The sequence below is a fragment of the Streptococcus sp. 1055 genome (assembly GCF_013276815.1).
In the GTDB taxonomy this organism is placed as follows: Bacteria; Bacillota; Bacilli; order Lactobacillales; family Streptococcaceae; genus Streptococcus; species Streptococcus pseudopneumoniae.
In genome coordinates, this window is record NZ_VMLT01000016.1 from 21,808 (window position 1) to 29,151 (window position 7,344).

Genomic DNA, 7,344 nt, shown 5'->3' on the forward strand with positions numbered 1-7,344 from the left:
AAAATGGAAAATTTATTAGATGTAATTGAGCAATTTTTGAGTTTATCAGATGAAAAGCTGGAAGAATTGGCTGATAAAAATCAATTATTGCGTTTACAAGAAGAAAAGGAAAGGAAGAATGCGTAAATTCTTAATTATTTTGTTGCTACCGAGTTTTTTGACCATCTCAAAAGTCGTTAGCACAGAAAAAGAAGTCGTCTATACTTCGAAAGAAATTTATTACCTTTCACAATCTGACTTTGGTATTTATTTTAGAGAAAAGCTAAGTTCTCCTATGGTTTATGGAGAAGTTCCTGTCTATGCGAATGAAGATTTAGTAGTGGAATCTGGAAAATTGACTCCTAAAACAAGTTTTCAAATAACCGAGTGGCGCTTAAATAAACAAGGAATTCCGGTATTTAAGCTATCAAATCATCAATTTATAGCTGCGGACAAACGATTTTTATATGATCAGTCAGAGGTAACTTCAACAATAAAAAAAGTATGGTTAGAATCTGACTTTAAACTGTATAATAGCCCTTATGATTTAAAAGAAGTGAAATCATCCTTATCAGCTTATTCGCAAGTATCAATCGACAAAACCATGTTTGTAGAAGGAAGAGAATTTCTACATATTGATCAGGTTGGATGGGTAGCTAAAGAATCAACTTCTGAAGAAGATAATCGGATGAGTAAAGTCCAAGAAATGTTATCGGAAAAATATCAGAAGGATTCATTCTCTATTTATGTTAAGCAACTGACTACTGGAAAAGAAGCAGGTATCAATCAAGATGAAAAGATGTATGCAGCTAGCGTTTTGAAACTCCCTTATCTCTATTATGCGCAAGAAAAAATAAATGATGGTCTTTATCAGTTAGATACGACTGTAAAATACGTATCTGCAGTCAATGATTTTCCAGGTTCTTATAAACCAGAGGGAAGTGGTAGTCTTCCTAAAAAAGAGGATAATAAAGAGTATTCTCTCAAGGACTTAATCACAAAAGTATCTAAAGAATCTGATAATGTAGCTCATAATCTATTGGGTTATTACATTTCAAACCAATCTGATGCCACATTCAAATCCAAGATGTCTGCCATTATGGGAGATGATTGGAATCCAAAAGAAAAATTGATTTCTTCCAAGATGGCCGGGAAGGTCATGGAAGCTATTTATAATCAAAATGGATTTGTGCTAGAGTCTTTGACTAAAACAGATTTTGATAATCAGCGAATTGCCAAAGGTGTTTCTGTGAAGGTAGCTCATAAAATTGGGGATGCGGACGAATTTAAGCATGATACGGGTGTTATCTACGCAGATTTTCCATTTATTCTTTCTATTTTCACTAAGAATTCTGATTATGATACGATTTCTCAGATAGCCAAGGATGTTTATGAGGTTCTAAAATGAGAGAACAAGATTTTTTAAATCATTTTCTCAAGAGAGGATATTTTAAAAAGCATACTAAGGTGGTGCTAGCTCTTTCTGGTGGATTAGATTCTATGTTTCTATTTAAGGTATTGTTTACTTATCAAAAAGAGTTAGAGATTGAATTGATTCTGGCTCATGTGAATCATAAGCAGAGAATTGAATCAGATTGGGAAGAACAGGAATTAAGGAAGTTGGCTGCTGAATTTGGACTTCCTATTTATGTCAGCAATTTTTCAGGAGAATTTTCAGAAGCGCGTGCACGAAATTTTCGCTATGATTTTTTTCAAGAGGTCATGAAAAAGACAGGTGCGACAGCCTTAGTCACTGCCCACCATGCGGATGACCAGGTGGAAACGATTTTGATGCGCTTGATTCGAGGTACTCGCTTGCGCTATCTATCAGGAATTAAGGAGAAGCAAGTAGTCGGAGAGATAGAAATCATTCGTCCCTTCTTGCATTTTCAGAAAAAAGACTTTCCATCAATTTTTCACTTTGAAGATACATCAAATCAGGAGAATCATTATTTTCGAAATCGTATTCGAAACTCTTACTTACCAGAATTGGAAAAAGAAAATCCTCGATTTAGGGATGCAATCTTAGGCATTGGCAATGAAATTTTAGATTATGATTTGGCAATAGCTGAATTATCTAACAATATTAATGTGGAAGATTTACAGCAGTTATTTTCTTACTCTGAGTCTACACAAAGAGTTTTACTTCAAACTTATCTGAATCGTTTTCCAGATTTGAATCTTACAAAAGCTCAGTTTGCTGAAGTTCAGCAGATTTTAAAATCTAAAAGCCAGTATCGTCATCCGATTAAAAATGGCTATGAATTGATAAAAGAGTACCAACAGTTTCAGATTTGTAAAATCAGTCCGCAGGCTGATGAAAAGGAAGATGAACTTGTGTTACACTATCAAAATCAGGTAGCTTATCAAGGATATTTATTTTCTTTTGGACTTCCATTAGAAGGTGAATCAATTCAACAAATACCTGTTTCACGTGAAACATCCATACACATTCGTCATCGAAAAACAGGAGATGTTTTGATTCAAAATGGGCATAGAAAAAAACTCAGACGTTTATTTATTGATTTGAAAATCCCTATGGAAAAGCGAAAATCTGCTCTGATTATTGAGCAATTTGGTGAAATTGTCTCAATTTTGGGAATTGCGACCAGTAATTTGAGTAAAAACACGAAAAATGATATAATGAACACTGTACTTTATATAGAAAAAATAGATAGGTAAAAAAATGTTAGAAAACGATATTAAAAAAATTCTCGTTTCACACGATGAAATTACAGAAGCTGCTAAAAAATTAGGTGCTCAACTCACTAAAGACTATGCAGGAAAAAATCCAATCTTAGTCGGGATTTTAAAAGGATCTATTCCTTTTATGGCTGAATTGGTTAAACATATTGATACACATATTGAAATGGACTTCATGATGGTTTCTAGCTACCATGGTGGAACAGCAAGTAGTGGTGTTATCAATATTAAACAAGATGTGACTCAAGATATCAAAGGAAGACATGTTCTATTTGTAGAAGATATCATTGATACAGGTCAAACTTTGAAGAATTTGCGAGATATGTTTATTGCAAGAGAAGCAGCTTCTGTTAAGATTGCAACCTTGTTGGATAAACCAGAAGGACGTGTTGTAGAAATTGAGGCAGACTATACCTGCTTTACTATCCCAAATGAGTTTGTAGTAGGTTATGGTTTAGACTACAAAGAAAATTATCGTAATCTTCCTTATGTTGGAGTATTGAAAGAAGAAGTGTATTCAAATTAGAAAGAATAATTTTTAATGAAAAAACAAAATAATGGTTTAATTAAAAATCCATTTCTATGGTTATTACTTATTTTTTTCCTAGTTACAGCTTACCAGTATTTTAGTACAGGTAGTGTTGCAGGGAAAAGTGAGCAAATTAATTATACAGAATTGGTAAAAGAAATTACCGATGACAATGTAAAAGAATTAACCTACCAACCAAATGGCAGTGTTATCGAAGTTTCGGGTGTTTATAAAAATCCTAAAACAAGTAGAGAAGAAACAGGCATTCAGTTTTTCACGCCATCTGTTACTAAGGTAGAGAAATTTACCAGCACTATTCTTCCTGCAGACACTACCGTATCAGAATTGCAAAAACTTGCTACTGACCATAAAGCAGAAGTAACTGTTAAGCATGAAAGTTCAAGTGGTATGTGGATTAATCTACTCGTATCCATTGTGCCATTTGGAATTCTATTCTTCTTCCTATTCTCTATGATGGGAAATATGGGAGGAGGAAATGGCCGTAATCCAATGAGTTTTGGACGTAGTAAGGCTAAAGCTGCAAATAAAGAAGATATTAAAGTAAGATTTTCAGATGTTGCTGGAGCTGAGGAAGAAAAACAAGAACTAGTTGAAGTTGTTGAATTCTTAAAAGATCCAAAACGATTTACAAAACTTGGGGCTCGTATTCCAGCAGGTGTCCTTCTGGAGGGACCTCCGGGAACAGGTAAAACTTTGCTTGCTAAAGCAGTCGCCGGAGAAGCAGGTGTTCCATTCTTGAGTATCTCAGGTTCTGATTTTGTAGAAATGTTTGTCGGAGTTGGAGCTAGTCGTGTTCGTTCTCTTTTTGAAGATGCCAAAAAAGCAGCGCCAGCTATCATCTTTATCGATGAAATTGATGCTGTTGGTCGCCAACGTGGTGTCGGCCTCGGTGGAGGAAATGATGAACGTGAGCAAACCTTGAACCAACTCTTGATTGAGATGGATGGTTTTGAGGGAAATGAAGGGATTATCGTCATTGCTGCGACAAACCGTTCAGATGTACTAGACCCTGCCCTTTTACGTCCAGGACGTTTTGATAGAAAAGTATTGGTTGGTCGCCCTGATGTTAAAGGTCGTGAAGCAATCTTGAAAGTTCATGCTAAGAACAAGCCTTTAGCAGAAGATGTTGATTTGAAATTAGTGGCTCAACAAACTCCAGGCTTTGTTGGTGCTGATTTAGAGAATGTCTTGAATGAAGCAGCCTTGGTTGCTGCTCGTCGCAATAAATCGATAATTGATGCTTCAGATATTGATGAAGCAGAAGATAGAGTGATTGCTGGACCTTCTAAGAAAGATAAGACAGTTTCACAAAAAGAACGTGAATTGGTTGCCTACCATGAGGCAGGACATACCATTGTTGGCCTAGTCTTATCGAATGCCCGCGTTGTTCATAAGGTTACAATTGTACCAAGAGGCCGTGCAGGCGGATACATGATTGCACTTCCTAAAGAAGATCAAATGCTTCTATCTAAAGAAGATATGAAAGAGCAATTGGCTGGCTTAATGGGTGGACGTGTAGCTGAAGAAATTATCTTTAATGTCCAAACTACAGGAGCTTCAAACGACTTTGAACAGGCGACACAAATGGCGCGTGCAATGGTTACAGAGTACGGTATGAGTGAAAAACTTGGCCCAGTACAATATGAAGGAAATCATGCTATGTTTGGTGCACAGAGTCCTCAAAAATCAATTTCAGAACAAACAGCTTATGAAATTGACGAAGAGGTTCGTTTATTATTGAATGAAGCACGAAATAAAGCTGCTGAAATTATTCAGTCAAATCGTGAAACTCACAAGTTGATTGCAGAAGCACTATTGAAATACGAAACATTGGATAGTACACAAATTAAATCTCTCTATGAAACAGGAAAGATGCCTGAAGCAGTAGAAGAGGAATCTCATGCATTATCTTATGATGAAGTAAAGTCAAAAATGAATGATGAAAAATAACCCAAAGAGAGGCAAGACCTCTCTTTTTTGTGCAGTTGAGGAGCTAAAGGGTGCAGAATGGATGAAATGTACCAAAAGTGTTTCTAATCTGTTAGACTGTATCTAGAAAGGGGAAAATTATGATTAAAGAATTGTATGAAGAAGTCCAAGGGACTGTGTATAAGTGTAGAAATGAATATTACCTTCATTTATGGGAATTGTCGGATTGGGACCAAGAGGGAATGATATGTCTATATGAATTGATTAGTAAAGAAGAAGGATTAGTAGAAGATATCTCTCGTTTAAGGAAATATTTTAAGACTAAGTTTCGGAATCGAATTCTAGACTATATCCGTAAACAAGAAAGCTACAAACGAAGATATAATAAAGAACCATATGAAGAAGTAGGTGAGATTAGTCATCGTATAAGTGAGGGAGGTCTGTGGATAGATGACTATTATCTCTTTTATGAAACACTAAGAGATTATAGAAACAAACAAAGTAAAGAGAAACAAGAAGAGCTAGAACGCATTTTAAGAAATGAACGATTTCGAGGGCGTCAAAGAGTGTTAAGAGACTTACGTATTGTGTTTAAAGAGTTTGACATCCGTAGCCGGTAAGAAGCAATGCAAAAAAATGAAAAAAATAGGAAAAGGTGTGTCAATCGAAAGTGATGATGCCCCAAAAAATGGTGAGATTGAGGGCAATTATTTTGCTTTCATTTGACACGAGGAACCCTTGAAGCTGTTTTTTCAGCTAAACCAAGGCTAGTCTTAGCCTGGGCTCTCTAGCCTCACAACTCCAAGCCTCTTATCAAATGAAATGCTTGTCTTAGACTCCTTACTTTCTCTCTCCTAAATGTAAGGGATAGAGTGATTTCCTTTAAGGAACAGCTTCCCATTTAGCGAGAAATAGATTATACTTGTAGCTGAGGAGAATGAAGCTCCTCACTAGTAAACTCTTCATAATCCTTTTTATTTTTCTGAAGATATTGTTTGAAAGATGTGAGTTTCCACGGATGGGTTTGTGGAGGGACATACTTGCGTCTTTCTTTTTTTGTTCTGGTTCTGATTCAAAGTTTTTCGAATAGAGTTCATGAACTAGTAGCTCCTTTGTGTGATAGATCTTGTCAGCGATATTGAGGTAGATGTCACCGTCAACTTCTTTTATAACGAATGCTTTCGTCTTTCTGCTGAAGTAGACTTCTTTTCCTTGTTCAACAGGGATATAGCAACGATTTTGGAATCGGATATGGTGTCCACTATCGACGACTCTCTCCGCCAGTCTAGCCAGAATGAGATTTCGTTCAGAGGGCTTAGGAGCCTCCTCAAAGACAGAGAGTTTTGTCTTGTTTCCAAACTGTTCATTAAAGGTTTGAATGTAGGAAAGAAGGAAAGTATTGGCTTCTTCCAAGGTATGAATATTGTTTCGTTCCAGTTCAATAGGCAGGCGAGATTGTAGTGCCTGATTGAGTCTTTCGACTCTCCCTTTAGCTTGAGGGATAGCGGTTGTCTCAAGGAGAATCCCCAGTTGGTGACAGGCGTATCCGAATTGTGTATGGGTATCGTCCTCCATTTTCTTAGAGTTGGAGATTTGATAGGTAAAGACTGTTCTTTTATCTGTTTTGATTTGAAGGGGAATGCCGTGGTTGTCTAAAATTTGTTCGAGGACATGATAGTAAGCATTCAAGGTCTCTTGTTTATCAAAATAAGCGCCTAGGATATTGCCAGAAGCATCATCAATGGCTAGGTGTAAGTTAGAGGTTTCTGCTCCAAACCAGGCATGAGGGCTAGCCTCCATTTAGATGACTTCTCGCCAAAAAATTGTAAAAAGTTTAAAAAAAATTAGAAAAAGGTGTTGACAAGTCTGAAAAAGTCGGTATAATAGTAAGAGTTGAAAATAACAACTCTGGTCCGTTGGTCAAGGGGTTAAGACACCGCCTTTTCACGGCGGTAACACGGGTTCGAATCCCGTACGGACTATAGTATGTTGCGGTTGTAACACTTGATGAAAAAAGTTTTAAAAAAACTTAAAAAAGTTTCAAAAAAGTGTTGACAAGCGAAAGTGACTGTGATATACTAATATAGTTGTCGCTTGAGAGAAGCGAGTGACAAAGACCTTTGAAAACTGAACAAGACGAACCAATGTGCAGGGCATTACAACTAAGGTTGTAGTACTGAACA

Annotated in this window: 6 protein-coding genes, 1 tRNA gene and 1 pseudogene; 7 read left to right on the forward strand and 1 reads right to left on the reverse strand. The window is 36.5% G+C overall.

Annotation, left to right across the window (positions count from 1 at the left end):
• Positions 1-3: 3 nt before the first annotated feature.
• From HT699_RS11965 to HT699_RS01845, 6 genes are all read left to right on the forward strand, one after another.
• On the forward strand, positions 4-126 hold the full coding sequence (locus HT699_RS11965) for an SP_0009 family protein (RefSeq protein ID WP_000429334.1): 123 nt from the start codon (positions 4-6) through the stop codon (positions 124-126).
• The gene (locus tag HT699_RS01825; protein ID WP_001224763.1) at positions 119-1,387 is read left to right on the forward strand and encodes a serine hydrolase; all 1,269 of its coding nucleotides are present in this window, start codon (positions 119-121) and stop codon (positions 1,385-1,387) included. Before HT699_RS11965 ends, HT699_RS01825 begins: the two co-directional genes overlap by 8 nt.
• On the forward strand, positions 1,384-2,661 hold the full coding sequence (gene tilS / locus HT699_RS01830; protein ID WP_001209058.1) for a tRNA lysidine(34) synthetase TilS: 1,278 nt from the start codon (positions 1,384-1,386) through the stop codon (positions 2,659-2,661). Before HT699_RS01825 ends, tilS begins: the two co-directional genes overlap by 4 nt.
• Positions 2,662-2,665: 4 nt before the next feature.
• Positions 2,666-3,208: a hypoxanthine phosphoribosyltransferase gene (hpt, locus tag HT699_RS01835; RefSeq protein WP_000892175.1), complete on the forward strand. Its 543-nt coding sequence runs from the start codon at positions 2,666-2,668 to the stop codon at positions 3,206-3,208.
• Positions 3,209-3,223: 15 nt separating this feature from the next.
• On the forward strand, positions 3,224-5,182 hold the full coding sequence (gene ftsH, locus HT699_RS01840; protein ID WP_000744568.1) for an ATP-dependent zinc metalloprotease FtsH: 1,959 nt from the start codon (positions 3,224-3,226) through the stop codon (positions 5,180-5,182).
• Between the two features lie 119 nt (positions 5,183-5,301).
• On the forward strand, positions 5,302-5,781 hold the full coding sequence (locus HT699_RS01845; protein WP_000588858.1) for a sigma-70 family RNA polymerase sigma factor: 480 nt from the start codon (positions 5,302-5,304) through the stop codon (positions 5,779-5,781).
• A 296-nt stretch (positions 5,782-6,077) separates the two neighbouring features.
• Here HT699_RS01845 and HT699_RS01850 read toward each other — a convergent pair.
• A pseudogene (locus tag HT699_RS01850) lies at positions 6,078-6,973 on the reverse strand (ISNCY family transposase); the annotation flags it as partial.
• 98 nt (positions 6,974-7,071) lie between these two features.
• Here HT699_RS01850 and HT699_RS01855 point away from each other — a divergent pair.
• Positions 7,072-7,143 (forward strand) — tRNA-Glu (locus HT699_RS01855).
• The last annotated feature ends 201 nt before the right edge of the window (positions 7,144-7,344 follow it).

Excerpts from the sequence above, each read along its gene's own strand:
- HT699_RS01825 (WP_001224763.1), top strand. The coding sequence starts at position 119 with ATGCGTAAATTCTTAATTATTTTGTTGCTACCGAGTTTTTTGACCATC.
- HT699_RS11965 (WP_000429334.1), top strand. The coding sequence starts at position 4 with ATGGAAAATTTATTAGATGTAATTGAGCAATTTTTGAGTTTATCAGAT.
- ftsH (WP_000744568.1), top strand. The coding sequence starts at position 3,224 with ATGAAAAAACAAAATAATGGTTTAATTAAAAATCCATTTCTATGGTTA.
- hpt (WP_000892175.1), top strand. The coding sequence starts at position 2,666 with ATGTTAGAAAACGATATTAAAAAAATTCTCGTTTCACACGATGAAATT.
- tilS (WP_001209058.1), top strand. The coding sequence starts at position 1,384 with ATGAGAGAACAAGATTTTTTAAATCATTTTCTCAAGAGAGGATATTTT.
- HT699_RS01845 (WP_000588858.1), top strand. The coding sequence starts at position 5,302 with ATGATTAAAGAATTGTATGAAGAAGTCCAAGGGACTGTGTATAAGTGT.